At 75.0% G+C, this 26,294-nt stretch carries 21 protein-coding genes; 7 read left to right on the top strand and 14 right to left on the bottom strand.

Translation table 11 applies throughout. The features are described from left to right. Positions 1 to 118 precede the first annotated feature (118 nt). Positions 119 to 466, top strand: a complete 348-nt coding sequence (locus SM452_RS06935; RefSeq protein WP_262011993.1) for a histone-like nucleoid-structuring protein Lsr2 — start codon at positions 119 to 121, stop codon at positions 464 to 466. A gap of 203 nt (positions 467 to 669) precedes the next feature. Here the strand turns inward: SM452_RS06935 and SM452_RS06930 are convergent, their stop codons facing one another. Both SM452_RS06930 and SM452_RS06925 read right to left on the bottom strand, forming a co-directional pair. Continuing rightward, a complete protein-coding gene (locus SM452_RS06930; protein WP_463839528.1) occupies positions 670 to 1,911 on the bottom strand; it encodes a hypothetical protein in 1,242 nt (413 codons plus the stop codon). 310 nt (positions 1,912 to 2,221) lie between these two features. Continuing rightward, entirely contained in the window at positions 2,222 to 3,088 is an 867-nt protein-coding gene (locus SM452_RS06925; RefSeq protein WP_262011700.1) for a PDDEXK family nuclease, read from the bottom strand. Between the two features lie 107 nt (positions 3,089 to 3,195). Here SM452_RS06925 and SM452_RS06920 point away from each other — a divergent pair, with 107 nt between their 5' ends. Next, on the top strand, positions 3,196 to 4,287 hold the full coding sequence (locus SM452_RS06920; RefSeq protein WP_463839527.1) for a DICT sensory domain-containing protein: 1,092 nt from the start codon (positions 3,196 to 3,198) through the stop codon (positions 4,285 to 4,287). A gap of 33 nt (positions 4,288 to 4,320) precedes the next feature. Next, positions 4,321 to 5,043, top strand: coding sequence for a helical backbone metal receptor (locus tag SM452_RS06915; RefSeq protein ID WP_355511943.1), 723 nt, complete (start codon positions 4,321 to 4,323; stop codon positions 5,041 to 5,043). Between the two features lie 24 nt (positions 5,044 to 5,067). On the opposite strand, the gene SM452_RS06910 is transcribed toward SM452_RS06915, so the two are convergent. Further along, positions 5,068 to 5,766 carry a CBS domain-containing protein gene (locus tag SM452_RS06910; RefSeq protein WP_262011703.1) on the bottom strand — a complete coding sequence of 233 codons (699 nt, stop codon included), beginning with the start codon at positions 5,764 to 5,766 and terminating at the stop codon, positions 5,068 to 5,070. Positions 5,767 to 5,984: 218 nt separating this feature from the next. Here SM452_RS06910 and SM452_RS06905 point away from each other — a divergent pair, with 218 nt between their 5' ends. Continuing rightward, positions 5,985 to 6,566, top strand: a complete 582-nt coding sequence (locus SM452_RS06905) for a hypothetical protein (RefSeq protein ID WP_402806684.1) — start codon at positions 5,985 to 5,987, stop codon at positions 6,564 to 6,566. Positions 6,567 to 6,721: 155 nt separating this feature from the next. Then, the gene (locus SM452_RS06900) at positions 6,722 to 7,090 is read left to right on the top strand and encodes an FKBP-type peptidyl-prolyl cis-trans isomerase (RefSeq protein ID WP_013286592.1); all 369 of its coding nucleotides are present in this window, start codon (positions 6,722 to 6,724) and stop codon (positions 7,088 to 7,090) included. Positions 7,091 to 7,184: 94 nt separating this feature from the next. Here the strand turns inward: SM452_RS06900 and SM452_RS06895 are convergent, their stop codons facing one another. Then, entirely contained in the window at positions 7,185 to 7,604 is a 420-nt protein-coding gene (locus SM452_RS06895) for an STAS domain-containing protein (RefSeq protein WP_355511944.1), read from the bottom strand. Positions 7,605 to 7,789: 185 nt separating this feature from the next. On the opposite strand from SM452_RS06895, the gene SM452_RS06890 reads away from it, so the two are divergent. Next, a complete protein-coding gene (locus SM452_RS06890) occupies positions 7,790 to 8,809 on the top strand; it encodes an SMP-30/gluconolactonase/LRE family protein (protein ID WP_463839526.1) in 1,020 nt (339 codons plus the stop codon). A 61-nt stretch (positions 8,810 to 8,870) separates the two neighbouring features. Here SM452_RS06890 and SM452_RS06885 read toward each other — a convergent pair whose 3' ends face one another. From SM452_RS06885 to pdhA, 4 genes are all read right to left on the bottom strand, one after another. Then, a complete protein-coding gene (locus SM452_RS06885) occupies positions 8,871 to 10,142 on the bottom strand; it encodes a L,D-transpeptidase (protein WP_262011707.1) in 1,272 nt (423 codons plus the stop codon). Between the two features lie 456 nt (positions 10,143 to 10,598). Next, on the bottom strand, positions 10,599 to 12,059 hold the full coding sequence (locus SM452_RS06880) for a dihydrolipoamide acetyltransferase family protein (RefSeq protein ID WP_463839720.1): 1,461 nt from the start codon (positions 12,057 to 12,059) through the stop codon (positions 10,599 to 10,601). A gap of 110 nt (positions 12,060 to 12,169) precedes the next feature. Then, positions 12,170 to 13,174: an alpha-ketoacid dehydrogenase subunit beta gene (locus tag SM452_RS06875; protein WP_262011708.1), complete on the bottom strand. Its 1,005-nt coding sequence runs from the start codon at positions 13,172 to 13,174 to the stop codon at positions 12,170 to 12,172. After that, positions 13,174 to 14,373, bottom strand: a complete 1,200-nt coding sequence (pdhA, locus tag SM452_RS06870; protein ID WP_355511961.1) for a pyruvate dehydrogenase (acetyl-transferring) E1 component subunit alpha — start codon at positions 14,371 to 14,373, stop codon at positions 13,174 to 13,176. Before pdhA ends, SM452_RS06875 begins: the two co-directional genes overlap by 1 nt. A gap of 72 nt (positions 14,374 to 14,445) precedes the next feature. On the opposite strand from pdhA, the gene SM452_RS06865 reads away from it, so the two are divergent. Beyond that, on the top strand, positions 14,446 to 14,952 hold the full coding sequence (locus SM452_RS06865) for an Lrp/AsnC family transcriptional regulator (protein ID WP_463839525.1): 507 nt from the start codon (positions 14,446 to 14,448) through the stop codon (positions 14,950 to 14,952). Between the two features lie 4 nt (positions 14,953 to 14,956). Here SM452_RS06865 and SM452_RS06860 read toward each other — a convergent pair whose 3' ends face one another. From SM452_RS06860 to SM452_RS06835, 6 genes are read right to left on the bottom strand one after another with little or no spacing between them, the layout of a single operon-like run. After that, positions 14,957 to 15,937, bottom strand: coding sequence for a DNA polymerase domain-containing protein (locus tag SM452_RS06860; RefSeq protein WP_457609391.1), 981 nt, complete (start codon positions 15,935 to 15,937; stop codon positions 14,957 to 14,959). Between the two features lie 34 nt (positions 15,938 to 15,971). Next, the gene (locus tag SM452_RS06855; protein ID WP_463839524.1) at positions 15,972 to 18,032 is read right to left on the bottom strand and encodes a hypothetical protein; all 2,061 of its coding nucleotides are present in this window, start codon (positions 18,030 to 18,032) and stop codon (positions 15,972 to 15,974) included. A gap of 9 nt (positions 18,033 to 18,041) precedes the next feature. Next, positions 18,042 to 19,154 (bottom strand): VWA domain-containing protein, encoded by a 1,113-nt coding sequence (locus SM452_RS06850; protein ID WP_135240398.1) that lies wholly within the window; start codon positions 19,152 to 19,154, stop codon positions 18,042 to 18,044. Next, entirely contained in the window at positions 19,151 to 21,451 is a 2,301-nt protein-coding gene (locus SM452_RS06845; RefSeq protein WP_463839523.1) for a DUF5682 family protein, read from the bottom strand. Before SM452_RS06845 ends, SM452_RS06850 begins: the two co-directional genes overlap by 4 nt. Next, entirely contained in the window at positions 21,448 to 22,578 is a 1,131-nt protein-coding gene (locus tag SM452_RS06840; protein ID WP_463839522.1) for an ATP-binding protein, read from the bottom strand. The genes SM452_RS06845 and SM452_RS06840 overlap by 4 nt, the downstream gene beginning before the upstream one ends. Next, the gene (locus SM452_RS06835; protein ID WP_463839521.1) at positions 22,575 to 26,243 is read right to left on the bottom strand and encodes a DUF4132 domain-containing protein; all 3,669 of its coding nucleotides are present in this window, start codon (positions 26,241 to 26,243) and stop codon (positions 22,575 to 22,577) included. The genes SM452_RS06840 and SM452_RS06835 overlap by 4 nt, the downstream gene beginning before the upstream one ends. Positions 26,244 to 26,294: the final 51 nt, after the last annotated feature.

Here is a 26,294-nt window from a genome sequence, read left to right as displayed (position 1 = left end):
AATGGCGGCACCGTTTACCGCGACCCGCCGAATGGAAACAGTCGGCTATTGTTGCGGGATTACCGCGCGGTAGGTCAAACTCTTAGCCACACCCCGCCCGACACAGGGAGCAATGGCGATGGCAAGGAAAGTAATCACCGTTCTGACCGACGACCTCGACGGTGGAAAGGCCGATCGGACCGTCGAGTTCAGCCTGGACGGCGTGGCGTACACGATCGACGTCTCCGACGAGAACGCGGGCGTCCTGCGCAAGGCCCTGGATCCGTACATCAGCGCTGGCAGGCGAATCGGCCGCGGAGCCGCCGAGGTCACCCGCGGCGCCCGTCGCACGACCCGGCCGAGCACCTCGGGAATGGACCGCGAGCAGAACCGCGCCATCCGGGAATGGGCCGCCAAGAACGGGTTCGAGATTTCCGAGCGCGGGCGCATCCCGGTGTCGGTGGTCGAGGCGTACAAGAACCGCTGACCGCCACCGGTTCACCGTCGGGCATCCCGGGGTCACGCTGAGAAATCGGCGTGGCCCGATCGGCATTCTCCGCACGGCGCTTTTCGTCCGGCGGATACCCACGGCACGAGATTTCCTCCGGGATCGTCTCCCACCGTTCCCGTACGCGGAAAGGCCGCGGCCGCCCGGAGGAGTCCCCCGGACGGCCGCGGCCGTCGCGTCGCTCAGTTGACCCGGATGCGCACCACGTCGATGGCGGGGGTCTGGTTCGCCCGCTCCATCATCGGGATGCGGTGCGAGCCGTCACCGGCCCAGACCGCGCACTGCGCCACGCCCGACTGCGCCAGGCCCGGGATCTGGATCAGCACGTCGTCCGGCTGGTTGCCGCCCCGGCCGTCCTCGGTGGCGACGAAGAACGCCGGCACGTCCTGCGGGTTCGGGGGCTGCCGGGTGCTGCCGAGCATCCGGCAGGCGGTGTGGAAGTGACCGCGTACCAGGCCCTGTCCGTTGAGCAGCGAGCTCTCCAGGTAGTAGCCGCCCTGACCGGCGGCGAGGAAGCGGTCCCGCACCAGGTTCTTGGTGGTGACCCGGAGCGTGAACGGCTGGTTGCGCCGCACCTGGTTCGGGAACTGCGTGATCAGCAGCGACGGGTTGTTCGCCGCGGCGCCCACCTCACCGAACGCGGTGCTCACGCACCGATTGCCGTTCTGGAAGCCGTCGTGGCCCTGAAGCCGGCTGCCGGAGCAGTCCTTGGCGAGCACGTTCAGGCCGTTGTTGCCGCCGTTGTTGTTCCCGCCGCCGTTGTTACCGCCGTTGTTCCCGCCGTTCTGGCCTCCGTTGTTGCCGCCGTTCTGACCGCCGTTCTGGCCGCCGCCGTTCTGACCGCCACCGTTCTGGCCGCCGCTCTGCGGCGTGTCGCTCACCGCGCACCGGGCGAACTGGTCCAGACCCTGGGGGCGCTGCGCGAACCGGCCGATGGCGGTGGCGATCCGGTTGAGCGCCGCCGTCCGCTTGTCCGCGAGCGGACCGAGGACCGCGTTGTTCATGAACTCACCGCCGTTGCGGCCCTCCGCCGCGAGCCGCCGGTTCGCCTCGCCGATCTGGCTCTCCAGCAGCGCCAGGGTGCGGTCCACCTCGGCACGGGCCTGGCCGGGCACCTGCGGCAGCCGGCCACGGACGTCCGGGCAGGCCACCGTCGGGGCGCCGGCGCCGGCGCCACCCGCCGTGGTCTGCTGGCACTCGGCCGGCGACATCTGACCGTCACCCCAGTGGTTGCGGACCCAGCGGCCGTTCTGCCAGGTACGGGTGGTGCTGCCCTGGCCGTCCGGGGCGGTCGCCCCCGGGCTCGCGGGCACGCAGGACGCCGAGGCGGCGCGGGTGGTCGTCCGCCGGTCCTGGGCGGACGAGATCTGGGTGACGGCGACGATGCCGCCGAAGACCGCGAGCGTGCCGACAACCGCCAGCATCCGCTTGCTCCGCGCGTTACCGGATGACCGGCGCGCCCGTGTGGACCTGCGCATCGAATTGCTCTCCTTCTCGATCCGGTAGTTGACTGGTGATCCCGGCGGACCGACGAATTCGGGGTGTGAGATCACTGCGACGCTCAGTCGCGAGTCAATGGCCGACGATGCCCTTTCCGCACCGTCTCCGCGCCGTCCGGGCGCGGCGGGGAAGATCTGCGTCCATTCCCGATGAGGTACGGAGCGCCGTCGGCGAAGGTTCAACCGGAGATCGGAAAAAAATCGAAAAGTCGCCGTCCGCGCCGGCGGGGACGGTTCAGTCGGCGCAGAGGTGGTCGAAGGCGAAGCCGCCGTCGAAGGAGTCCCGCCGCGCGGCGAGCGCGCGGACCTGCCGGAGAAGCTCGTCCCGGTCCAGCAGGGACGGCGCGGCCCCGTCGAGGTCACGCAGCCGCTCCCCCAGTGCCACCACGGCCAGATCCTCGGCGAGCCGCCCCGCGTCGACGCCGCAGGCGAAGCCGCGCGCGGTCAGCCGGACCCGCTCCAGCAGACAGCGGCCGGGCCGCACCTCGGCCCAGGCCCAGCCCTCCGCCGGCCCGTCGGTCCAGCGCACGTGCAGGCCGCGCACGATCGGGTCGGCGATCCGGCCCGCCACGTACGCCTCGACCGCCTCGACCCGGGCCAGCGCGCCGAGGTCGTTCACCGGTCCACGCCGGCCGTCCGGCAGCCGGCCGATGATGTCCCGGAAGCCCACCGCGTCGCCGGCGTCCGGGTCGGTGCCGTCGGCGTAGGCCCGCGCGTCCAGCACGTACTCGGCGAACCGGCGGACCTGCTCCGCGCCGCCCAGCGCCGGCGACTCGACGCGCACCAGCGGCAGGCCGACGGCGGCGCAGACCGCGTCGGTGAGTCGTTCCTCCCGCCGGGCCGGCGACCCGTCCGGAGCGGGCGCGGTGAACCGCACCGCGAAGCGCGGCAGCCCGGTGTCGGCGGCGCAGACCACCAGGTCGAGCGAGGCCCGCCCGGCGGTGCTCCACTGACTGCCGGTGACCCCCGGCGGGCGGCCCTGCACCAGGTCACCGAGCCGCCGGCCGGCGTGACCGAGGTGGCCGGCCCGGACCAGGGACGGCGCGACGCCGGGCGGGACCGGCCGCAGCCAGGAGGCGGTCACGCTGCCTGTGCTCGTCATCTCGCCCCGATCCCCCCTCGTCCGGTCGACGCCCGAGTGTAGGCGGTGCGGCGCAGTCGGTACGGCCGCCCGGTGCGCTACCGCGCCCGTCCCTCTAGGCTCTGCCCGTGCCCAGCGGACGGACCCCGGAACAGTTCACCAAACGCAGTCTCGTCGCCGTCTCCCACGCCATCGAACGCGCCGCGCTCGCCGAGGCCGAGGACGGCCCGCTCGTCGTGCTCGCGCTGTTCCAGCGGCTGCCGTACTTCGCCCGGGAGCGCGAGGTCTACCGGCGCATCGCCGGCCGCGCCGCCGTGACGGTGGTGGCGATGGTCGGCGGACCGCCGCCCGACCTGCCCGAAGGGGCGTACGGCGTGACCCTGGACGAGGCGGAGGCGCTGGCCCGGGAGTGGACGGTGGTGGCGCTGAGCCCGCGTTTCGGCGCCACACTCGTCGCGCACGACCGGGCCGAGGTGGCGCCCGCGCCGACGCTGGAGGCCGGCCGGCTGTTCGAGGGCCGCTGGGGTTTCCGCCGCGACGAGGCGCTGCACGAGGTGATCCGGCTGCGCGAACAGCTCGCCGAGCGGCTGCCCGCCGCGGCACGCACCGCGCTGGACGAGGCGATCGCCCGGGTGCGGGACATCCCGGCCGGGCCGGGCGAACCGCGCGCCGAGGCGGCACTGCGGATGCTGGCCCGCCGCGGCGACCGGAACCACCAGCCGGTCGAGCCGGCCGAGACCATGCTGGACGAATCAGGCCTGGCCCGGTGGTCCGGCGCGGACGGGGTGACCGCCTCCGGCACGCTGCCGGTGGCGCTGGTCGGCCTGCGGGTGGAGACGCCGCCCGGCTCACCGGAACGCTTCGGCCGGCGCGGCGTCGCCCGCGAGGGGCACGCCGTGCTCACCGCGATCACCGGCGTGCTGCGGCCGGTCGACCGCGCGGTGCGCGTCACCGAGAACGAGTTCCAGCTCGTCCTGCCCGGGCTCGACGAACCGGCCGCGCTGGAGGTGGTACGCCGGTTGCACGACGCGATCGGCGCGCTGGCCCGGTCGTACCCGTTCATGGCGTACATCGTGCACGCGGCGGTCGGGGTGACCACCCGGCGGCCGCTGCCCACCGCGGACCTGCGCGCCGCCGTCGACTGGGCGGTACGCAAGGGCCTGCCGGTGGCGGGCCTGCCGCCGGAGAACGCCGACGCCGTGGCCGCGCCGGCCGGCTGACCGGCCGGTCCGGTTCGAGGAGAGGGAGACGCGGTGCGGGTGGTTTCGCTGGTGCCGTCGCTGACCGAGGCGGTCGCGGCCACCCGCCCGGAGGTGCTGGTCGGCGCGACCGACTGGTGCACCCACCCGGCCGGGCTGGACGTCGCCCGGGTCGGTGGGACGAAGTACCCGGACCTGGACCGGGTGCTCGCGCTCGAGCCGGATCTGGTGCTGCTCAACGAGGAGGAGAACCGGCTGGCCGACGCCGAGGCGCTGCGCGCCGCCGGGGTGCCGGTCCGGGTCACCTTCCCGCGTACCGTCCCCGAGGCCCTCGACCAGCTCGGTGAGCTGGTCGACGCGCTCGGTGTGCCGGCCGAGCCGCGGTGGCTGCGGGAGGCCCGCCACGCCTGGGCCGCGCTGCCCGCGCCGGGACACGTCCGCACCGCCGTGGTGCCGGTGTGGCGGCGCCCGTGGGTGGTGCTGGGACGGGACACGTTCGCCGGGGACGTGCTGGCCCGGCTGGGTGTGCGCAACGGCTGGGCCGGGGACGCGGAACGCTATCCCCGGCCCAGCCTGGACGAGCTGCGCGCCCGGGCGGCGGAGCTGGTGGTGCTGCCCGACGAGCCGTACCGGTTCACCTCCGACGACGGGCCGGAGGCGTTCCCCGGTGTGCCGGCGGCGCTGGTGTCCGGCCGGCACCTCACCTGGTACGGCCCGTCGCTGGCCGAGGCCCCGGCGCTGCTGGCCGCCCAGCTCGCCGCCGCGGGCCCCACCTGACCGGTGAGGCCCGGGTGCCGGTGCTCAGGCGACCGGGGTGGCGTGCACCGGGTCCAGCTCCATCAGCGTGGTGTCGTCCACGTCGTACCCGATCGCGTTGTGCACCGCGACCACGCCCGCGACCTGCGCGGCGAGACGGCCCGCCAGCTCGACGGCGCTGCGCCGGTCCAGCCGCCCGTCCATGGTGACCTCGCCGCCGCGGACCTGGACCGTGACCAGGCCGTCGCGTACGGACAGCACCCGGCGCAGCACCTCGTGCACGACCTCCTCGCGGATCTCCGCGTCGGTACGCAGGTGCACGCGCAGCAGGTCACCGCGGGTGACGATGCCGGCGAGCCGGCCCAGGTCGTCCAGCACCGGGAGCCGCTTGACGGCCTCGTGGTCCATCAGCCGGGCGGTCGCCGCGAGCGACGCCCGCTCGTGGGTGGTGACCGCGGGCGCGGTCATCAGGTCCCGGGCGACGAGCGCGCCCGCCTTCTCCCGCGCGGTACGGCGGCGCCGTCCCTCGAAGACCCGCCGCTCGTCCGGGTGACCGGACCGCTCCACCTTGTGCAGCAGGTCCGCCTCGGAGATCACCCCGAGCACCCGGCGGAACGAGTCCACCACCGGCACACCGCTGATCCGCTGCCGCACCAGCACGTCGACGACCTCGCGGTACGGGGTCTCCTCCGTCACCGTGGCGACGTCCCTGGTCATCACGTCGGTAACCTGCCACGCCCTCATCACGACCTCCTCGTACCGGGTTTCCACCTGCGACGGTAGGCCGCCGGCGTACGGCCTGGTCAGGGGCGGCGGACCGGCCGCGAGGGGCCGACCGGACCGGGTACGGACAGGACCAAGGACCCGGTCACGAGGGCACCTCTCGGCCCTGCTCCCGGGCGCCGCGCGGCGGTGGAATGAATGTGCCACCGGGAAGCGCGGTGCGAGGCACAGGAAGGGACGTGGACACCATGACCGCGACAATCGAGCGGACCCCCGCCGTCAAGCGGACCCCCGCCGCCACCATCGCTCCGGCGGCGCACACCGAGACCACCCGCCAGAAGGCCACCCGGTACGTCTGGGCCGGGCTGCGGCTCGCCCTGGGCTGGATCTTCCTCTGGGCCTTCCTCGACAAGATGTTCGGCCTCGGCCACGAGACCCCGGCGAAGAACGCCTGGATCAACGGCGGCAGCCCGACCAAGGGCTTCCTGGGCAACGCGGTCGAGGGCCCGTTCGCGGACCTCTACCGGAACATCGCCGGCGCGGCCTGGGCGGACACCCTGTTCATGGTCGGCCTGCTCGGCATCGGTGTCGCGCTGATGCTCGGCATCGGCATCCGGATCGCCGCCGTGGCCGGCGGACTGCTCCTGGTCCTGATGTGGACGGCCGTGCTGCCCCCGGCGAACAACCCCTTCATGGACGACCACCTCATCTACGCGGGCCTGTTGGCCGGTCTCGCCCTGGTGGGCGCCGGCAACACCCTCGGCCTCGGCCGGATCTGGGCGAAGCTCCCCCTGGTCCAGCGTCTCCCCTGGCTGAAGTGAACCAGCCCGCTCCGGGGCGGGCGTCGCCGACAGGCGGCGCCCGCCCTCTTCTCGTGTCCCCGCCACGCCGGTGTGCGGGGACCGGCGCGTATCGGCCGGTCGCGATCCGGCAGGATCGACGGTGACCACACCGTCAGCACCGAGGAGACCCGCTCATGGACAAGCCCCAGATCGGCCCGATCGAGGGCGCGCCGCCCGCCGATCTGGTCGTCGAGGACATCACCGTCGGCGACGGCCCGGAGGCCCGCGCGGGCCAGCTGGTGAGCGTGCACTACGTGGGCGTGGCCCACTCGAACGGCCGCGAGTTCGACGCCTCGTGGAACCGGGGTGAGACGTTCGAGTTCCCGCTCGGCGGCGGCCAGGTCATCGCCGGCTGGGACCAGGGCGTCGTGGGCATGAAGGTCGGCGGCCGGCGCAAGCTCACCATCCCGCCGCACCTGGGCTACGGCGCCCGGGGCGCGGGCGGCGTCATCAAGCCGAACGAGACGCTCGTCTTCGTGGTGGACCTGCTCGGCGTGCGCTGAGCGCGACACCGTCCCGTCGAGCCGCCGGCTTCCGGGCCGGCGGCCCGGCGCATGTTCGGGCCGCCGGCCCGCCTCTGCTCGGGCCGCCGCCTGTTCAGGCCGCGCAGGCCACCAGCTCGCGGGGGCGGCCGGGCAGGTCCGGCGCGCGGTCGGGGAGGTTCTGGGCGCGGTCGGGGAGGTTCTGGGCGCGGTCGGTGCAGCGCACCGGGAGCACCCGGTGCAGGCCGGTCACCCGCAGCACCCGGGCCACCACCGGGTCGGGGTCGGTGAGCACCAGCTCGCCACCCCGGGAGCGGACCCGCAGGTGGGTGGCGACCAGCGCGCGGACGCCGGCGGCGGAGAGCAGCCGGACACCGGCCAGGTCGACCCGCAGCACCGGCCGGGCCGGCGCCGCCCAGAGCGCGGCCCGGAACGCCGTCACGGTGGCGATGTCGATCTCGCCGACCGGTCGCAGCTCGACCACGTGGTCGTGCACGTCCATCGCCACGAAGAAGCGCTCACCGCTGTGTACCATGCGGCCAAACCTACCCGCGCCCTCCGACATTTCCGGACCTCGCGGCGGGGGTTCCGGGTAGTGTCCGGGAACCGACCCCGAGCCGTCTCAGGGTCATCCCGCAGCCGTGCCGCCACGCCGCGCGGGAATCGGCGAAACGCCGCCGGGGACTGCCCTGCGCGACGCCGCGGGGCCACAATGAGCCGATGGTCGTCCCCCGCCCGCGCGCCCCACTGCTGATCCGGCCGGTCCGCGAGCCGGCGACGGTGCCGCCGCCGCTCACCGGCCCCTGGTCGCCCGCCGACACCCGGCTCGACCGGGCCGACCTGCTGCCGCTGCCGGCCGGCGGGCACGGCCCGGAGGACGTCGTGGTCGACGGCGACGGCCGGGTGGTCAGCGGCGACGAGGACGGCCGGCTCTGGTGGTGGCCGGCCGACTCCCCGCCCGGCACGCCGCCGACCCTGCTGGCCGAGACCGGCGGACGGCCGCTGGGCATCGAGCGGGATCCGGTCGACGGCGGGTTACTGGTCTGCGACGCGTACCGGGGGCTGCTGCGCGTCGACCCGGCCGGCCGGGTGCACGAGCTGACCGGCACCGCGCCGCCGGTGCACCTGGCCGACAACGCGGCGGTGGCGCGTGACGGCACCGTCTACTTCACCGACTCGTCCGACCGGTTCCCGCTCTCGCACTGGAAACGCGACCTGCTGGAGCACCGGCCCAACGGGCGGGTACTCGCGTACGACAGGCGCACCGGGCGCACCGACGTGGTCGCGGACGGGCTCTACTTCCCCAACGGGCTCGCGCTCACCCCGGACGAGTCGGCGCTGATGCTCGCCGAGACCGCCACCCACCGGCTGCTCCGCGTCGACCTGCCCAGCGGGCGGGCCACTGTGCTCACCGACCTGCCCGCGTACCCGGACAACATCTCCGGCGTCGGCGACGGCACCTACTGGGTGGCGCTGCCCAGCCCGCGGCTGCGGGCCATGGAACGGCTGCTGCCGCATCCCCGGGTCCGGCAGATCGTGGCTCTGCTGCCCGGCGCGGTGCAGCCGCAGCCGCGCCGCTACGGGCTGGTCGCGCTGGTCGACGGCGACGGCCGGGTGCTGCGCACGCTGCACGGCCCGAGCGGGGCGTACCCGATGGTCACCGGCGTGCGGCAGCACGGCCGCGACCTCTGGCTGGGCAGCCTGACCGCGGCCGGGGTGGCCCGGGTCGGCCTGGACTGAGACGACGCAGGGCCGGCCCGCGCGGACGGCGGGCCGGCCCCGTGGCCGTTCCTCCCCAGGTTCAGCCGCCGCTGTTGCTCCGCGAGGGGGCCGGGGCCGGTGACGACCCGCCGGCCACCGCGCCCGGGTGCGGCGTGGCGCTCTGCGTGGGCTTCAGCCCCGCCGGTACGGGCAGCGCGCTGCCCTTGGCGAACTCGTCCCAGCTGACGTTCCAGGCGGTGAAGCCGTTGCCCTGATCCAGCTTCACCTCGGTGCCCTTGACCGTCACCAGGTCACCGACCTGCGTGAAGCCCATCAGCCAGTCCGCGGCGGTGGCCGAGACGTTCGTGCAGCCGTGCGAGGTGTTGGTGTAGCCCTGCTCCCCCTCCGACCACGGCGCGGAGTGGATGAACTCACCACCCCAGGTCAGCCGCTGAGCGTCGTCCACGTCGACCACGTAGCCGCCGTTCGGCTCGCCCCGGGTGTCGAAGGTGGTGTGCTCGTGCTTCTCCATGATCACCATGGTGCCGCTGGACGTCGGCGTGCTCTCCTTGCCGAGGCTGACCGGGATCTTCTTGACCGCCTTGCCGTCCTCGTAGACGGTCATCTGCTTCGTCCCGTTGTCGATGTCCAGGGTCACCTGCCGGCCGACCTTGGCGCTCGCGACCCGGTCGGAATCGCCGACCGCCTCCTTGCCGATGGGCAGCCCCTCCAGCGCGCTGCGCACGCTGATCTTCGTGCCCGGCTTCCAGCGGTCCGGCGCCCGGTACTCGGCCTGCTTGCCGTCGGCCACCCAGGACCAGGTGCCCGGCTGCGGCGGGTCGGTCTTCACGAAGAGCCGGCGCTGGACGTCCGCACGCGCCTCCTTCGGAATCGGCGGGTCGAATCCGAGCACGACCGGCATCGCCGTCCCGTACGTCTGATTCGGCCGGAAATACAATTCGCTGGTGACTGCCGGTTTGGTGGATTTGGCCATCGTCGTGAACGTCGTCTTCTGCGTGGCGGTCTTGCCGGAATCGCCGGTCGCGGTCACCTCCGCGGTGTACGTCCGGGAATTGGCGAGCGGTCGGTCCGGCACCCAGCCGGAACCGTCCTCCCGCGGCTGGGCCGGCACCGCGTTGCCCTTGTCATCGGTCAGCTTGACGGCTGTCACCTTGCCGTTGCTCACCTTCGTGCCCACCTCCGCGCTGATCGGCACGCCCCGGGTACTGTCGGCCGGCGTCACGGAGACCGACGGCGGCGCCGCCTCGGCCCGCTTCGCCACCGACTTCGGGCCGGCGGTGCACGCGCCGACCGCCAGCGGCGCGGCTGCGACGGTCATCGCGAAAAGCGTCAGTCGGCGCCTCGCAAACATATTTCGCCCCCCATTTCCGAACCCTCTCGCCCACATTCTGTAGGCCCGGGATCGCGCCGTGGCACCTTCGGCGGAATTGCTCGGAAACGGTTGCGGAGAATCGTGCCGGACAGGTAATTCCCGTACCGGCTTGCGCCCTAAGCGCCCTCCGCCCGGTTCCCCACCCCCTCACCCGCCGCTCAGCTACCCCGGTCCGTCGATCATGAAGTTGACGGCGGATGGCGTCCGTTTTGTCCCCGCCAACCTCATGATCGACGGACGAAAACGAGATGCGCTGGACGCGATCGCCCACGCCACCCGCATCGCCGCCGCGATCTTGCAGTTGCGGTCCTGGAGAAAGGTGCGAATCGGGCACATCAAGGGCCGCAAGCGCAAGATCGCGGGCAGGCTGCGGAGGACGGAGCGACCCCGGCCCCTCGTGAGGAGAGGCCGGGGCCGGGGACGAGGGCGGACGGGTCAGACGTTGGCTACCAGGAGGGCCGGCTGCTCGACGCAGTCCGCCACGTGGCGCAGGAAGCCGCCGGCCACGCCACCGTCGCAGACCCGGTGGTCGAACGTGAGACTGATCTGGGTCACCTTGCGGACGGCGAGCTGCCCGTCCACCACCCACGGCTTGTCCACGATCCGGCCGACGCCGAGCAGCGCCGCCTCCGGGTGGTTGATGATCGGCGTGGAGCCGTCCACGCCGAACACGCCGTAGTTGTTGAGCGTGAACGTCCCGCCGGTCAGCCGCGCCGGCGGCAGCGTGCCGGCCCGGGCCGCCGCAGTGGTCTCGGCGAGCGCGGCGGCCAGCTCCCGGGTGGTGAGCCGCTGTGCGTCGCGCAGCACCGGCACGACCAGGCCCCGGTCGGTCTGCGCGGCGATGCCCAGGTGCACGCCCGCGGACTGGATGATCCGCTGGCCCTCGGTGTCGACGTGCGCGTTGAGCTGCGGGTACCTCCGCAGGCCGCTGAGGCAGATCCGGGCCAGCAGCGCCAGGATGCTCACCGGCGTGTCCGGGTTGGCCGCGTTTATCGCGGCGCGCGTCTCCAGCAGGCCGGTCGCGTCCACGTCGACCCAGATGGTCACCTCGGGGATCTCCCGCCGGCTGCGGGAGAGCTTGTCGGCGATCACCTTGCGGATACCGGTGAGCGGGATGACCGTGTCCCCGTCGCCCGCCGGGGCGAGCCCGACGTGGGCGGCCGGGGCGTCCGGCACCGCGGCCAGCCGGGCCGCCGGAGCAGCGGGGGCGGCCACGGCGGCGTCCAGGTCGGCCCGGCGGATCACGCCGCCCGGCCCGGTGCCGCGCAGCGACGCCAGGTCGATGCCGTGCTCCTTGGCCAGCCGCCGCACGATCGGCGAGATGACCAGCGGCGCCGACTGCACGCCGTTCGTTGCCGGCTCAGCCGAGCGCTCCGCCGAGGCAGCCGTGCCGTTCGGAGCCGACAAGCCCGCCGGAACCGAGCCCGCCGGAACCGACGAACCGGCCGGAACCGGAGAGCCTGCCGCCGGACCGGACGCGGGGCCCGTCGAGGCGGGCGTGGCGGGCTCGGGGGCCAGCGCCAGCCGCGGACGGCGCCGCCGCCGGCCCGTGCCACCGTGGCCGGTGCCGTAGCCGATCAGGACGTTGCCGGACCCGGCCCGCTCCTCCTCACGGTAGGTGGCGTGCGGGTCGGGGGCGTCGTCGAGCGGGGCGATGGTGATGAGTGGCTGGCCGACCGGGCGTACCTCACCGGCCGTGCCGTGCAGGGCCACGACCCGTCCGGCGTACGGGCACGGCACGTCGACGACGGCCTTGGCGGTCTCCACCTCCACCACCGTCTGGTCCACGGTGACGACGTCGCCGACGGCGACCCGCCACTCGACGATCTCCGCCTCGCTCAGCCCTTCCCCGAGGTCCGGCAGAAGGAAGTCCCGGGTTCCGATCGCCGCTGTCATGGTGTGCCGGCCGGGCATGCCCTCACGGCCCTCGCTCCGCTCGGTGCGTTCGGTCATGGTGTGCTGACCGGGCATGCCCTCACGGCCCTCGCTCCGCTCGGTGCGTTCGGTCATGCCGCCACCCACCTCGTGTCGGGCTGGTCGTCCCACTGGAGCCGCGCCACGGCGTCCAGCACCCGGTCGACCGAGGGCAGGTGGGTGTGCTCCAGCATCGGCGCCGGGTACGGGATGTCCAGCCCGGACACCCGCAGCACCGGCGCGTGCAGCGCGTGGAAGCAGCGCTCCTGCACCCGGGCGGCGATCTCCGCGCCGACGCCGGCGAAGCCCTGCGCCTCCTGGATCACCACGCACCGGCCGGTACGGCGGACCGAGGCGGTGACGGTGGCGTCGTCGAACGGCACGATGCTGCGGACGTCGACGACCTCCAGGTCCCAGCCCTCCTCGCGGGCGGCCTCGGCGGCGGCCAGCGCCACCGGCACCGCCGGCCCGTACGCGATCAGCGTCGCGTCGGTGCCGGGGCGGCGCACCACGGCGCTGCCGATCGGTGCGGTACGGGCCGGCAGGTCCGCCTCGGCGCTGGTGAAGTAGAGCTTCTTGGGCTCCAGGAACACCACCGGGTCGGGGTCGTCGATGGCGGCGCGCAGCAGCGAGTACGCGTCGTCCACAGTCGCGGGCGTGACCACCTTCAGGCCGGGCGTGTGCGCGTAGTACGCCTCGGACGAGTCGCAGTGGTGCTCCACGCCGCCGATGCCACCGGCGTACGGCACCCGGATGACGATCGGCACGCTCAGCGCGCCGCGGGTGCGGTTGCGCAGTTTCGCCACGTGCGAGGCGATCTGCTCGAACGCCGGGTACGCGAACGCGTCGAACTGCATCTCCACGACCGGCCGCAGCCCGGACATGGCGAGGCCGACGGCGAACCCGACGATGCCGGCCTCGGCGAGCGGGGTGTCGAAGCAGCGCTTGTCGCCGAAGCGGGCCTGGAGCCCGTCGGTGATCCGGAAGACGCCGCCGAGCTGGCCGACGTCCTCACCGAAGACGAGCACGCGGTCGTCGTCGAGCATCGCGTCGGCGAGCGCCGCGTTGAGCGCCTTCGCCATGGTCATGGTGGCCATCAGGCGTCCCCCTCCGCGTCGGCGGCCAGCTCGGCCCGGACCATCTCGCGCTGCTCGACGAGTTGCGGCGTCGGCTCGGCGTACACGTGGTCGAACAGGCTCAGCGGGTCCACTGTCGGCTGGGAGTCCATCCGGCGGCGCAGCGTCGCGGCGTACTCCTCGGCCTCCTCGGCGACCGCCGCGACGGCGGCGTCGTCGAGGACGCCCTTGGCCCGCAGGTACGCCTCGAGCCGGGCGATCGGGTCGCGGGCGCGCCACGCCTCGACCTCGTCGGCGTCGCGGTAGCGGGTCTGGTCGTCGGCGTTCGTGTGCGGTTCCATCCGGTACGTGTGGGCCTCGACCAGGTAGGGGCCCTTGCCGGCGCGGGCGTGCGCGACGGCGCGCTCCAGCACCGCCAGGACGGCCACCGGGTCGTTGCCGTCGACCTGCTCGCTGGGTACGCCGTAGCCGACACCCTTGTAGGCGAGGCTGGGCGCGGCGGTCTGCCGGGACAGCGGCACGCTGATCGCGTACTTGTTGTTCTGCACGAGGTAGACGACGGGCGCCTTGAACACGGCGGCGAAGTTGATGCCCTCGTGGAAGTCGCCCTCGCTGGTGGCGCCGTCGCCGATGAACGCCAGCGCCACGGTGTCGCGGCCCTGGTACGACTCGCCGTAGGCCAGCCCGGCGGCGTGCACGCACTGGGTGGCGAGCGGGGTGCACTGCGGCGCGGTGTGGGTGGCGGCGGGGTCGTACCCGCAGTGCCAGTCGCCGCGCAGCAGCGTGAGCACCTCGACCGGGTCGAGGCCACGGGCGGTCAGCGCCATCGACTCGCGGTACGTGGGGAACACCCAGTCGGTGTCGCGCAGCGCGAGGACGCCGCCGATCTGGCATGCCTCCTGGCCACGCGCGGACGGGTAGACGGCGAGGCGGCCCTGCTTGGTGAGCGCGGTGGCCTGCACGTCGAAGCGGCGGCCGACGACCATCCGCCGGTACATCTCGCGCAGCGTCTCGACCGGCGGCTCCGGGTAGTCGTCGCGGGCCGGCAGCGGGGTCCCGTCGGGTTCGAGCAGCCGGACCGGTTCCCGCTGCGGCATGAAGCCGGCCGACGGGTCGGGTGCGGCCGGGGTGGTCTTCCGGCGGGTGCGCGGGGATGCCCTGCGGACCGCCTGGGGTGTGGTCGTCACGGCGGGGACCTCCTGGACGTGTGGTGGCCCTATGCTCCCGGTCGTGGATGATTGACTCAACATCCGGGATGAACGCGGGACGAATGGCACAGGAGGGCGGCTGAGGTGAGCCAGGAGACCGGCGCCACACCGGGCGCGGCGGGCGGAACGGGACGTTCGGCCGGGCCGCTGGACGAGGTGGACCGGCGGATCCTGCGCGAACTGGTCCGCGACGCCCGCACGTCCATCCGTACGCTCGCCGAACGGGTGCACGTGTCCCGCACCAACGCGTACGCCCGGGTGGAGCGGCTGCTGCGCGACGGGGTGCTGACCGGGTTCACCGCGCGGATCGCGCCGGAGCCGGCCGGGCTGGGCACGTCGGCGTACATCGCGCTCACCATCGAGCAGAACACCTGGCGGGAGGTCTCCGCCGAGCTGGCCCGGGTGCGCTACATCGAGCACGCGGCGCTGCTCAGCGGCGAGCACGACGTCCTCGCCCTGGTCCGGGCACCCGACAACGCGACGTTGCGGGACGTGGTGCTGGACCGGGTGCAGAGCATCGCCGGGGTGCTGTCCACACGTACCTGGCTGGTGTTCGAGGAGTTCGACGGCAGGCAGAGCCCCTGGGACTGACCGGTCAGCGTTCCGGCGGCGACTCCAGCCCCTCGGCGTCGGCCCGCTCCAGCAGCGCTTCCAGCGAGTACCGCCGCCCGTCCAGCCCGGCGTGCGGGTCGCCCCGCCCGGCGAACCGCGCGGGCATGCTGAGCACGTCGAAGTCCTCCGGCCGGGCGTCGTCCAGCTCGGACCAGTCCAGCGGCGCCGAGACCAGCGCCGCCGGGGTCGGCCGGATCGAGTACGCCGACGTCATGGTGTGGTCGCGGGCCATCTGGTTGTAGTCGACGAAGACCGGCCGGTCCCGCTGGTCGCGCCACCAGGTGGTGGTGACCAGGTCGGGCAGGCGGCGCTGCATCTCCCGGCCCAGCGCGAGCACCGCCCGCCGGCACTCGCCGAAGCTCCAGCGCGGCTCGATCGAGACGTACACGTGGATGCCGCGCCCGCCGGTGGTCTTCGGGAAGCCCTCCAGGCCTAGCTCCGTCAGGAACGCGCGTACCTCGTGCGCCACCGGCACCACCTGCGCGAAGTCGACCCCAGGCATCGGGTCGAGGTCGATGCGCAGCTGGTCGGGGTGCTCCACGTCGTCCTTCGACACCGGCCACGGGTGGAACCGCAGCGTGCCCAGGTTCGCCGCCCAGATCACCACCGCCAGTTCGCTCGGGGCGACCTCGTCGGCGGTACGCCCACTGGGGAACGTGATGTGCGCGGTGCGGACCCAGTCGGGCGCGCCCGCCGGGAGCCGCTTCTGGTAGAACGCGTCGCCCTTGTTGGTCTGCCGGGTGGCGACCTTCGCGCCCTCGAACACGCCGCGCGGCCAGCGTTCCAGCATGGTCGGCCGGTCCCGCAGCGCGCGCAGGATGCCGTCGCCGACGGACAGGAAGTAGCTGATCACGTCCAGCTTGGTCAGCCCGCGCTCCGGGAAGTAGGGCTTGTCGGGGCTGGAGACGCGGACCAGCCGCTCCCCCACCTGGATCTCCTGCGCCGCCGTGGTCGCCACCGTCACACCGTAGCGACCCGGCGCGGCCGTGGGGACCGGCTCACCGGGACTCAGCCGTCACCGACAGCCGGATCCAGGCGTCCACCCAGGCCCGTACCGCCGGTTCGCCGGGGTCGGCGCCGAGCGCACCGGCCAGGCCGGCCACTGTCGCGCCGCAGCGGTCCAGGCCGACCGCGGCGAGCCCGGCCGCCGTCGCGCGCAGCCGCTCCGGGAAGCCGGCCGGCAGGTGCCGTAGGCCGGTGTGCGCGGCCTGCGCGAGCAGCGCCGACGCCGCACCCAGCGCCGCGGCGACCGGGTCGGGCCGGGCGTCGATCGCGCCGGCCAGCCGGCCGTCGCCCACCCCGGGTGCCAGATCGGGTACGACCACCGTGTCGGCGACCACCGCCAGCGGCTCGATCACGAGCCCGTCGGCGCCGCGGCGCACCGTTCCGCTGACGTAGCGCGGCGGCCCGTGTGTGCCGTCCAGCGCTGCCGCGAGCGCGTCGAGTGCACCAGGGGCGGCGGCGTGGTGGGTCGCGGTGACGGTAGCCGTGCCCCCGTCGGCCCCGGTCACCGTGGCGTGCAGGCGCTGCTCGCCGGCCGCGTACCCGATGGCACGCACCTCGCCGAGCGCGAGCACCCGCACCGACTCGGCGGCGGTGCGGGGACGCAGCAGCCGGGGTGGCCGCCCGGCCAGCTCGGCGGCGAGCGCGTCCGGGTCGCGGGCGAGCAGGCCGGACGGCAGGCCGGACCAATCCCCCGCGCCGGGGGTGACAGTGGTGCGGGCCAGCCGGCCGGCGGCGATCCGGAGCCGGTGCGCGGCGCTGCGCACCGCCGACTCGGAGACCACGTTGCCGGTGGCGAGCGCGCCGAGCGTGGCGCCGGTGACGCGCCGACCGGCCAGCTCGTGCCCGGTGGGCGGGTCGTCGTCGGTGACCGGGTAGGCGCGGCGCAGCACCAGCACCGAGACGGCCGCCGGGTGGGCGAGCACCACGTCCACGCCCACCTCGCCGCCACTCTCCCGGACCCGGGCGCCCAGGCCGGTCAGCCGTACCCGCCGTAGCGGCGTCTCCGCCGGCTCGTGCGTACCGAGTACCCGCTCCACCGGGGTGGCGCCGGCGTTCACCACCGCGCGCCGCCGGGCGGGCAACTCGGCGAGCAGGTCGGCGAACGTCTCCGGCCGGTACCGGGCGCCGCGCGCGGCGTACGCCTCCAGCTGCCCGGCCAGGTCCTCCACGGCGAGCAGCGGCCAGCGCAGACCGGCCGCGTCGAGGTCACGCCGGGCGGCGGCGAGCCGGCCGTCCACGCCGGAGCCCAGGTGCGCGGCCCCGGTCAGCAGCACGTCGGCGGCCAGCGCCACCGCCGCGTCCAGCGCCGGATGCTCCGTCACGGTGGCGGTTCCGCCGACGCGTACCTGCGCCTCGGGCCGGTCCGGCTGCTCCCGGTCGGCCGTCCGGCACGCCCACACCGCGAGGGCGATCGCTTCGCCGCCGTCGTCGGCCGCGTCGCCGCGCGCGTACCCGATCTGGCGCGGCACCAGGAAGCGGACCGTGCCGGTGGGCAGCTCCACGCGCGGAACCGGGTCGGCGGCGTCCGGCCGGTGGACCACTGCGGCGTAGCCGCGACGCAGCCGCCGTCGCGCGGCGGTGAGCGCGGGCGCGCCGATCGCGGCGGCCAGTTCCTCGTCGGTGACGTCGCCCGGCGACCACCGCCACGGCTCGCTCCCGGCTGAGGCGGCCTCCCCGTCCGGCGCGACCTTCCGGTCCGGTGCGGCGTCGTGATCCGGCGCGGCGTGCCGGTCCGACGCGGCCTCCCCGTCGGGCGCGGCCCCGTGGTCCGGGGCGTCGGCGTGCGTGCGCTGGTAGGTCAGCACGACGGCGAGCAGGTGCCGGCACACGCCGGGCGCCGGGCAGGAGCAGATCCCGGCCGCGAGGCCGCCGCCCCCGGGCAGCGTCACCGTCACCCCGTCCGGGTACGCGGCACGCACCTCGCCGTCGGCGTCCACGGTGAGCATCGGCCGCTCACCGGCGTCGACCTCCTTCGTGGCGCGCTTCACCAGGCCCCTGTTGCTCAGCGCGGCCAGCACGTCCGGGGTGAGCGCGATCAGGTCGTCACGGGTCATCCGGTCCCCCTACCGGCCCACGTGCTCGGCCACGAACGCGGCCAGCTCGCCCGGCGTCATCGCGCCCACCGCCGCGCCCACGTCGGCCAGCCGCTGGGCGGTGGCCCGGTCGTACGCCGGGTCGGCCTCCTCGTCCAGCGCGGCCAGCGCGAGCACGTGCGTGCCCTGCTCCACGAGCTGCTTCACCGACCGGACCAGACGCCCGGCGTCCCCGCCCTCGTAGAAGTCGGACACCAACGCGACGATCGCCCGGCGCGGGTTCTCCACGAGCTGCGCGCCGTACGCGACCGCGCGAGCGATGTCGGTGCCGCCACCGAGCTGCACCTTCATCAGCAGCTCCACCGGGTCGTCCACGTCGGAGGTCAGGTCGACCACATCGGTGTCGAAGGCGACCAGGTGGGTGCGTACGCCCGGCAGCCCCCACAGGCAGGCGGCGGTCACCGCGGCGTGGATCACCGAGCCGAGCATCGAGCCGGACTGGTCCACCAGCAGGATCACCTGCCAGCGGTCCAGGTGGCGGCGGGTACGGGAGAAGAAGTGCGGCTGCCGGACGTGCAGGCGGCGCTCGTCCGGCCGCCAGTGCGCCAGGTTCGCCCGGATGGTCCGGCGTACGTCGAAGTTGCGGGCCTGCCGGAACCGGCTGGGGCGGCGCGCCCGGGGCCCGGAGAACGACTGCCGCACGTCGGCGGCCAGCCGCTCGACCAGTTGCCGCACCACCGCCTCGACCAGCTTGCGGGCCAGCCGCAGCACCTGCGGGTCCATCAGGTGCTTGGTGCGCAGCACCGCGCGCAGCAGCGCCGGGTTCGGCTCGACCCGGGCCAGCACCGCCGGGTCGGTGACGACCTCGTGGATGCCGTACCGCTCGACCGCGTCACGTTCCAGCCGCTGCACCGTCTCCTTCGGGAACAGCCGGGTGATCCCGTCCAGCCAGTCCACAGTGGTCAGCGCGGACGGGCCGGACCCGCCTCGCCGCACGTCGCGGCGGCCGAGTTCGGCGTCCCGGCCGTAGAGCCAGTCCAGCGCGGCGTCCCGGCCGGCCGCCTCGGCCGACAGGCCGCCCAGGCTGTCCTGCGCGGCGTCGCCGAGCACCAGCCGCCAGCGTTCCCGCATCGGGTCGGTCACGTCCGGTCCCCCTCCCACAGCCCCTCCCGGGTCAGCACCGCGTCGACCCGCTCCTCAACCGCGCGGGCGGCGGCCACCAGCAGCGGGTCGGCGTCCAGGCGCAGCAGGTCACCGGGCGGCGCGTCGCCGCCGTGCAGCGCCTGCACGTGCCGAGCCACCTCCGCCCGCTCCCGGGGCGGGAACCAGCCGAAGGCCTGCCGCAGCGCGGGCAGCGCCACCAGGAAGTCGTGCGCGCCCATCGCGGCGAGCAGTTCGTCCACCACTGTGAGCAGCGCCGCGTCGCCGCTGACCACCTCCTCCCGGGCCAGCGCGAACAGCCCGGACAGCCAGTCGCCGAGCGTGTCCGGCGCGGCCACGGCCCGGACCGCGCGGGCCGCGTCCGGCACGTCCCCCAGCGACCAGGCCAGGCCCAGCGCCGCGCCGCGCAGGTCCGGCGGGGCCGCCGGGTCGGCCGCCACCCGCCCGGCCACTGCGAGCGCGCCGTCCCGGTCGAGCCCGAGCGCCGGGCCGGCGTGGCGGACCGCGTCCCGGACCGCGACGAGCGCGGTGAGCCGGCCCGGGTCGGCCGGTGCGGCCGTGGCACGCACGCCCTCGACGAGCCAGAGCGCGCGGCGTACGGCGGCGGTGATCAGCGCGCCGAGCGGGGCGGTCCCGGCGCTGCCCAGCAGCCGGTCGTGCCGCCACAGCGCCAGTGCGACTGCGAGCGCCCGGCCCAGCGCCCGCAGGTCGGTGACCGAGCCGGTGGCGCGGGCGATCGCGGTGAGCGTCCGGGTGGAGTGCTCGGGCAGCCCGGCCAGCGCGGTGTCGAACAGCGTCGTGGCGAGCGCGTCGACGTCCGCGCCGAGCAGCGTCACCCGCTCCTCGATCCGGGCGGTGACGGCGTCCAGGACGGTCGGCCCGTACCCGCCCGCCTCGATCACCCGGGCGAGCCGGTCCGCCGACGGCGCGGGTGACCAGCGTTCGGTGAGCAGCGCGTCCGCGCCCACCCGGGGGCCGCGTTCGCGGACGTGACCGGGTACGTCGAGCAGCCGCAGCCGGTGCAGCAGGCGGCTGCGGGTCAGGTCGCCGGCGACTGTCAGGTCCAGTTCGACCGCCTCGTGCGGATCGATCCGATGCCGTGCCAGCTCGGCGTCGACGTCGTGTACGAGCGGCGGCAGCGGCGTGTCCGGGTGCAGGCGGCCCACCCGGTCGCCGCTGAGCGCTGCGACCATCTCCACCACCACCGGGTGGGCGCCGGGTGCCAGCGTGCCCCGGGTCGCCCACGGCAGCGGCTGGTCGAGCGCGTCGGTGACCAGCGCGGACACCAGGCCGTCGAGCACGTCGACGCGGCCCGGGTGGGCGTGGCCGCGCAGCCGGGCCAGGCCGCCGGCCATGCTCCGGGCGGCGATCAGGTCGGCGGTGGAGACGTGCTGCCGCCGGGTGCGCAGCCGGGCCGCCACCGCCTCGGTGAGCGCCTCGGCGGCCCGGCGCGGCCCGTCCTCCCAGACCCGCTGGTAGTACGCCGGTGACGGCATCCCGGACTGGTAGCCGACGAACGCGTCCAGGCGCCGGAACGAGTACGGCACCAGGTAGCTGCCCGCCACCGCGTCGGCTGCCGGGGCGGGCACCTCCGGCCAGTCGTCGTCCGCTCCGTCGTCGCTGGCGGTCAGCCGGACCAGGGCGGGACGGTGGAAGCCGCCGGTCACCACCAGCACCGGCCGGCCGGCGGCCCGGCGCCGGGCGGCGCGTACCCAGCGGGCCATGTACGCCTCCCGGGCCGTGTCGTCCTCCCCGGCCGCCGACTCGCCCCGCAGCACGTCGAAGTACGTGTCGAGGCGCTCGGCCAGCCCGTCGTCCGGGCCGATCTCGAACAGGTGGTCCCAGAGCGCGTCCACGTTGTCCACGGCGAGCGTGGCGCAGAGCCGGCGGACCGCCTCGGCGTACCGCTGGTCGGCGTCGGCGTACCGGTTGGCGCGGCCGGACAGCGCGGGATGCCACGCGGGCAGGTCGATGAAGCGCAGCTGCGCGCCCACCTGGCGCCCGGCGGTCAGCGCCACCCACTCCGGCGAGTACGCGCAGAACGGGCTCCAGGAGGCGTGCCGCCGGGCGCCGTCGCGGTGCGCGGTGAACACGGCGATCGGCAGCTCGTGGTCTCCCAGCAGCTCGTCCATCCGCCCGTTCAGGTCCGCCGGGCCCTCCACCAGCACGTACGCCGGACGCAGCCGGGCCACCGTGGCGGCGACCAGCCGGGCGCAGGCCGGGCTGTGGTGCCGGACGCCGAGGAAGGTGACGCCGCCGGGCGCCTCGACGGTGCTCACCCGGGCAGCAGGTGCCGGGCGTCGTGCACCGCCCGCCACTGCGCGCCGGAACGGCGGGACACCTGCTGTTCCAGGTAGCGCCGCAGCCGGGCCAGGTCCTCCGCGTCGTCCTTCGCGGCGGTGCCGGCCAGGCAGGCGACCAGGTCGGCGGCGTCGCCGGGTTCCCCGCGCAGGAACCAGCCGCGCAGCCCGACCGCGTGCGCCACCGACACCGCCTCGGCGGTGCTCATCACCGCCGACAGCCGCTCCATCGCGTCGCCGCGTTCGGTGATCCCGGTCCGCAGCTCCCGGAACGTGGTGACCAGCACCTCCAGCAGGTCGCGCCGGGGCGGCGCGGCCACGCCGGAGCGGCGCAGCAGCTCGCCCGCCTCGGCCTCGACCAGTTCCAGCTCGGTGCCGAGGTCGGGGATCGGGAAGACGGTCTCGAAGTTGAACCGCCGCTTCAGTGCGGCGCTCATCTCGTTGACGCCCCGGTCCCTGGTGTTCGCGGTGGCGATCACGTTGAAGCCCTCGCGGGCGAACACCATGGCGTCGGCGCCCGGCAGCTCCGGAATGGCGAGCACGCGGTCCGACAGCGGGGAGAGAAGGCAGTCCTGCACCTCGAGCGGGCAGCGGGTGATTTCCTCGAAGCGGACCACCCGCCCCTCGGCCATGCCGCGCAGCAGCGGCGCCGGCACCAGCGCGCGCGGCGACGGGCCGTCCGCGACCAGCAGCGCGTAGTTCCACGAGTAGCGGATCTGGTCCTCGGTGGTGGCCGCGCCGCCCTGGATGGTGAGCGTGGAGTCGCCGCTGACAGCGGCGGCGAGCAGCTCCGACAGCAGCGACTTGGCGGTGCCGGGCTCGCCGACGAGCATCAGGCCGCGGCTGGTCGCCAGCGCCACCAGCGCCCGGTCGATCAGCGACGGGTCGCCGACGAACTTGCGCCGGATCCCGGCCGCCGGGTCGCCGAGGATGAACCGGCGCGCGGCGCGCAGGCTCAGCCGCCAGCCCGGCGGGCGCGGATCGTTGTCGTTCGCGGCCAGCGCGGCCAGCTCGTCGGCGTACCGCACCTCGGCCGGGGGCCGCTGCGCTCGCTCGACGGCCGGGGGCCGCTGGGCCCGCTCGGCGGTCGGGTCGAGCGCGGTCACCGGGTCACCTCCGCCAGGTCGCGCAGCACCTCGGAGACGGTGACGTCGTCCAGCTCGCCGAGGCGGACCTTGCCGCCGCGCGGGAACCAGTCGCCGTACGGCACGTCGTTCACCCAGATCGCCTCGATCTTCTGGTCGGGGAACATGTCCACCACGCCGACAGCGATGCCGGGGTCGAGGTCGAGCACCACGGCCCGGCCCCCGGGGACCTCGCGCTCCAGCCAGCTCTGGATGCCGGCGTCCTGCGGGGTGCCGCGCCGCCAGCCCCGCCGCTCCAGGCTCAGCAGCCGCCCGGCCGGGACCGTCACGCCCATGTGCCGCTGCAGCAGCGTCTCCCCGCGCTCGGCCGCCTCCAGCCGGTACACGTCGCGGCCGAGCTGCGGGAAGGGCTGCAGGATCTCGTAGTCGGCGAAGACCTCCGCCCAGGCCGGCACCGCCGCGCCGAGGTGCAGCGGGTGCGCGATGGTGACAGTGGCGTCATCAGGCAGCACGTACGTCTCGTCGTCGGCGTCGGCGAGCGTGCGGTCCTCGGCGACCCGGAACGCGGCGCCCACCCGGCCGGTTTCGTCCACTGTGGCCCAGACCAGCCGGCGCACGACGTGCCACAGCAGTGGGTGGGACAGGAAGTAGCGGCGGAAGTCCGCGGCGGGCCAGCGCCGCCCGGTCACCATTGCCGACTCGAAGCGGCGGATCTGGTCGGCGGCGAGCGTGCGGACGTCCTTCTTCAGGCCGGCGAAGCGCTTGTGCGCGGCGGGCGCCAGCGTGGCGTCGTCGCGGGCACCGGGCTTGGGCAGGTCCTTACGGCGGGCGCCCGTGCCGTCGACCACGTACGGCTTGAGCTGCTCGTCGAAGCCGACTGTGAACCGGCGCGGCCCGTAGTCGAGGACCAGGCTGCCGTCGGCGTCCAGCCCGAGGTCGGGCACCAGCCGGTCGCCGAGCTGCTCGGGCGTCAGGCCCAGCCCGTCGGCGACCTCGGTGACCTTGCGTGCCGCCTGTTCCCGCAGGCCCCGGAACTTCACCTTCTGCGAGATGCCGTACAGGTGCATCAGCGCCACGTCGGTGCCGATCTGCGCCAGCACCTCCAGACCGGTCACCGCCCGCGCGTGCTGGCTCTCGCCCGGCCAGGCCCGGACCAGCGGCGCGAGCCGCCGGGCGGTCGAGTCGTCGCCGAGCAGCCCCAGCGCGGTGAACGCCCAGCCGTCCTTCGACGGCGCGCCGGCGCCCTGCCAGCTCTCGAACAGCGCCCAGGCGAACTCCGCCAGGGAGTCGGTGTCGCACGCCGCGCGGACGATCTCCACCCCCGGGTACGGCTCGCCGGGCGGGGAGATGGCGAGCATGGTGCAGAGGTGGCGGATCGCGTCGGCGGGCAGCGCGGCCGAGCGGTCCCGCAGCAGCACGTGCGGCAGCACCGCCGGGTCCAGCCACGCCGGCAGGCTCGGCATCCGGGCCGGGAGCTGAGCCAGCGGGTCGGCGTCGAGCATGGCGGTGGCCGCGGCGAGCGTCTCCTCGCCGTGCTCCCGGGCCACGCCGAGGAGCACCTCGCGGTGCTCACCGGCGACCAGGCGCAACGCCCGCTCGGCGGCGCGGCGGCGCGGGCCGGGAGTGCCCAGGGCCGCCGGCAGCAGCGCCCGCACGGCGTAATCCGGGTGCCGCCGCAGCCAGGCCCGGGCGATCGGGCGGACCGTCTTGAGCCGGTCGAGCCAGTCGGCCATCAGATCGGCGACGTCGCCGTCGGCGTACGGCAGCAGCACCTCGCCGACGCTCTTCGGCGCGCTGCGAGCCAGGTGCAGCGCGGTGGGCAGCGCGTCCAGCTCGTACCGGCCGGCGAGGCGCAGCATCCAGCGGTCGGCGCCCCAGGACTCGTCGGGCCGCCAGGACGGCAGCAGCGGCCGGGCGAGCTCCTCGGTGGCCCGCACGAAGAAGTGGATCGCCGCGTAGGATCCGGCCCGCCCGGCGGCGACCTCGGTGGCGAGCGCGCCCAGGTCGTCCCCGTGCCAGTGACCGGCCCAGCCGGGCACGATCGCGGCCCATCGTTCCCGCTCCCCCGGCAGCCAGGCCACGGTGGACCCGGCGGGCCGCTCCAGCCCGTCCACCACAGGCGGGGTGGCTCGTGGGCGCCGGACCGACCAGGGCGGCGTCACCAGCACCGGCGGCAGCCGGTCCGGCCCGGCGACCGGCAGCGCGGACGCGTCGTCGCGGATCCGCTCGACCCGCTCCCGCTGCGCCGGGTTCAGCGCCGGCAGCGCCGCCTCGACGGCGGCCGGGTTGGCCAGCACGTGCGCGCGCAGCAACGTGGCGGCCTCCCGCGCGGCCGGTCTGCGCCCCTCGGCGGCGGCGGACAGCAGGCGCACGCCGCGCACCGGGAAGCGGCGCAGCATCTCGGTCACCGCGGGCGGGACGTACCTGCGGTCCAGCCGGTCCAGCAGCGCCGTCATCGGCTCGTCGCCGGGCAGGGCCGCCAGCAGCGACACCAGACGCTGCCGCCCGTCCGCGCCGGTGTGTTCGTGGTCGAACCACCCGGCCAGCACCGGCGCGACGGGTGGCCCGACCGCGGTGGTGGCGGTGACGATCGGCGCCTGGTCGTACATCAGCCGGTAGACCTGCAGGTGCCCGGCGAGGGCGTGGATGGCGTCCACGTCGTCGACCGCGGCGAGCAGCAACTCGGCGAGGAACGGGCCCCCGTCGCGCGCCACGTCGGCGACGTCCTGGGCCACCCACTCCCGCTCGGTCGGCAGCAGGAACGAGGTGACCGCCCGCGTCGCCAGCGGCCCGGACCGGTACGGGACCAGCGCGGTGCGGGCGGCGGCGTAGTCGGCGTCACCGGCCGCCGCGAGGTGCGCCCGGACCCGGCGCAGCACGGACTGGCGCAGACGCCAGTGGCCGTAGTTGTGTGACTTCTCCGCCTCGGTGCGGTTCAGCAGAAGCGGGGACGCCGACCCGGTGGCCGCCACGGTGATCTGCCCGGTCGCGGCGACCGCCGCGCCGACCGGGCCGAGATCGGCGACCAGCAGGTCGGCGAGGGCCACCCCCTGCTGGTCGCGCCCGTGATAGCCGAGCGCCACCGCCACTGCCGCCACCAGCGCGGCACCGCCCAGCGGGCCGGGCTCGCCGTCCAGGTAGCCGCGCAGCGCCGGGCCCAGCTCGGGATCGTCGGTGGCCCGCGCGGTGGCGGCGACCTGGGCGGCCACCGAGTCCAGCACCTTCCGCCCGGCGGCCCGGCCCTTCGCGGCGCTCGGCAGGGCCGGGCCCGGTGCGCCACCCCGGCGCGGGACCAGCATCCGTCGCCAGCCGGCCGGAACCTCGAACGCCTCCTCGTCCGGCAGCTCGCCGGCGGGCGGCGCCGCCGGTAGCGCCCCGGCCGGGGCGCTACCGGCCGGATCGGCGCCGGCCGCTTCCGGGTCGTGGCTCGGCGCGGCCGGCCCGGCGGCGGGCGCTGCGGTGTGCCCGGCGGACGGCGCGACTGTCGTCTCGGCGTACCCCTTGCGCAGTTTCTCCGCGATCAGCCGGTCGGCGTGTGCGGCGGCCTCGGCCGGCGAACCCAGTTCCTTGACCTGGGTGCGGCCCTGCGCGCCGATCGATCCATAGCGGACCGTCACCGTCGCGTCGCTCTGCCCGACCTCCCAGAACTTGGCCGAACCGCCACCCACGAACTCGAATCTGCGCACACCGTCTCCTTGATCGCCCGCAGTGTGCGGGGACCATAACCGGCCCCACCG

It is taken from the genome of Micromonospora sp. SYSU B005, assembly GCF_055362685.1.
Note: the sequence above shows the minus strand (reverse complement) of the source record. Positions and strands in the feature narration are given on the sequence as shown.

Coding starts and splice junctions, on each gene's coding strand:
- SM452_RS06935 (WP_262011993.1), top strand. CDS start 119: ATGGCAAGGAAAGTAATCACCGTTCTGACCGACGACCTCGACGGTGGA.
- SM452_RS06930 (WP_463839528.1), bottom strand. CDS start 1,911: ATGCTGGCGGTTGTCGGCACGCTCGCGGTCTTCGGCGGCATCGTCGCC.
- SM452_RS06925 (WP_262011700.1), bottom strand. CDS start 3,088: ATGACGAGCACAGGCAGCGTGACCGCCTCCTGGCTGCGGCCGGTCCCG.
- SM452_RS06910 (WP_262011703.1), bottom strand. CDS start 5,766: ATGAGGGCGTGGCAGGTTACCGACGTGATGACCAGGGACGTCGCCACG.
- SM452_RS06900 (WP_013286592.1), top strand. CDS start 6,722: ATGGACAAGCCCCAGATCGGCCCGATCGAGGGCGCGCCGCCCGCCGAT.
- SM452_RS06895 (WP_355511944.1), bottom strand. CDS start 7,604: ATGGTACACAGCGGTGAGCGCTTCTTCGTGGCGATGGACGTGCACGAC.
- SM452_RS06890 (WP_463839526.1), top strand. CDS start 7,790: ATGGTCGTCCCCCGCCCGCGCGCCCCACTGCTGATCCGGCCGGTCCGC.
- SM452_RS06885 (WP_262011707.1), bottom strand. CDS start 10,142: ATGTTTGCGAGGCGCCGACTGACGCTTTTCGCGATGACCGTCGCAGCC.
- SM452_RS06880 (WP_463839720.1), bottom strand. CDS start 12,059: ATGACAGCGGCGATCGGAACCCGGGACTTCCTTCTGCCGGACCTCGGG.
- SM452_RS06875 (WP_262011708.1), bottom strand. CDS start 13,174: ATGGCCACCATGACCATGGCGAAGGCGCTCAACGCGGCGCTCGCCGAC.
- SM452_RS06855 (WP_463839524.1), bottom strand. CDS start 18,032: ATGACCCGTGACGACCTGATCGCGCTCACCCCGGACGTGCTGGCCGCG.